Here is a 1,856-nt window from a genome sequence, read left to right on the forward strand (position 1 = left end):
CGGTAAGCAAGAGAACAACTTATATTTTAGAAAAACCATTTATCGTAATAGCTACTCAAAATCCAATTGAGCAAGAAGGAACATATCGTTTACCGGAAGCACAATTAGACCGTTTCTTATTCAAGATAAATATTGGTTATCCAAATTTAGAAGAAGAAGTTGCTATTATTCACAAAGAAAACGATTTACAAAACAGAGACAAATTGTCTGACATTGCAAAAATTGTTTCTCAAAGTGATATTTTAAGTTTTCAAGGCTTGGTAAAACAAATTCTAATTGAACCACATCTTATCGAATACATCGCAAAAATCGTTTTAAATACGCGTGAAAATCCGTTTCTATATTTAGGTGCTTCACCAAGAGCTTCCATTGCTATTTTAAATGCTTCAAAAGGGTTTGCTGCTATAAAAGGAAGAGATTTCGTTACACCAGATGATATTAAAGAAGCTGCAATTCCAGTTATGCAACATAGAGTTGTAGTTACTCCAGAAAGAGAAATGGAAGGCTTAAACAGCAGTGAAATCATCAAACAAATTATTGATTCTGTAGAAATTCCAAGATAATTTAAAAAAAATGAAACAACTTTTTAAACAACTCTACCTTACTAATTTCTTTTTCTATTGCCTAATTGGTATCATAGGTTGTTTTGTGTTGTCTTACTTTTTTCCAATGTTTTACAACGCAATTTGGTATATTTTATACATTTTTATAATCTTTACAATAATTGATGTTTTATTATTATTCTTATCAAAATCATCAATTGAAGCCGTTCGCCAAACTCCAGAAAAACTTTCAAATGGTGATGAAAACGAAATCGTTATTCGAATAAAAAATAAATACACTTTTCCTATTTACGCTAGAATTATTGATGAAATTCCCTTTCAGTTTCAAGTCAGAAATTTTAATGTTTTTAGACGAATTAATGCTCAATCTAAAGATGAATATAAATACTTTTTAAGACCTACAGAAAGAGGTGAATATTTCTTTGGAAATTTAAATGTTTTTACAAGTTCTCCTTTGAGATTAACTTCTAAAAGATTCCGTTTTGCCAATAATCAATTAGTGCCAACATATCCTTCATACGTTCAATTACGAAAATATGATTTGATGGCTTTTTCGAATTCATTATCCCAATATGGCTTAAAAAAAATTAGACGAATTGGACATACAATGGAATTTGAACAAATCAAAGAATATGTTCAAGGTGATGACATTAGAACCATAAATTGGAAAGCTACGGCGAAACGTGACCAATTAATGGTGAATCAATTTCAAGATGAAAAATCACAAAACGTTTACATGATTATTGATAAAGGTCGTGTGATGAAAATGCCTTTTAATGGTTTAAGTCTTTTAGATTATGCTATTAATGCGACTTTAGTTTTATCCAATGTGATTCTAAAAAAACATGATAAAGCTGGAACATTGGCATTTTCAAAAAAAGTAGAAAATAGAGTTGTGGCTGAAAAACGTCAAAGTCAAATGCAATTAATTCTTGAAAATCTTTACAACATTAAAACCGATTTTTTTGAAAGTGATTTCAGCCGTTTATATGTTGATATCAAAAATAAAATTAATCAAAGAAGTTTACTAATTCTTTACACCAATTTTGAAACGCTTGATGGTTTGCACAGACAGTTGCCTTATTTAAAAGGAATTGCTAAAAATCATTTATTAGTTATTGTCTTTTTTAACAATACAGAATTAAACGAATTAATTGACAAAAAAGCCAATACTGTTCAAGAAATATACGATAAAGTAATAGCTGAAAAATTTGCCTTCGAAAAACGTTTAATTGTAAATGAGTTAAGAAAATACGGTATTTATTCAGTGTTAACACAACCCGAAAACTTAAC

2 protein-coding genes are annotated in these 1,856 nt (G+C 28.9%); both read left to right on the top strand.

Going from position 1 to position 1,856, the window contains the following annotated elements:
* The coding region (locus AACZ53_RS14480; RefSeq protein WP_339839909.1) for a MoxR family ATPase at nucleotides 1-563 on the top strand (563 nt) is incomplete at its 5' end.
* A gap of 10 nt (nucleotides 564-573) precedes the next feature.
* Nucleotides 574-1,856 (top strand): DUF58 domain-containing protein (locus tag AACZ53_RS14485; RefSeq protein WP_339839910.1); only part of this gene is annotated, 1,283 nt, incomplete at its 3' end.

Source organism: uncultured Flavobacterium sp., assembly GCF_963975005.1.
Taxonomy (GTDB): domain Bacteria; phylum Bacteroidota; class Bacteroidia; order Flavobacteriales; family Flavobacteriaceae; genus Flavobacterium.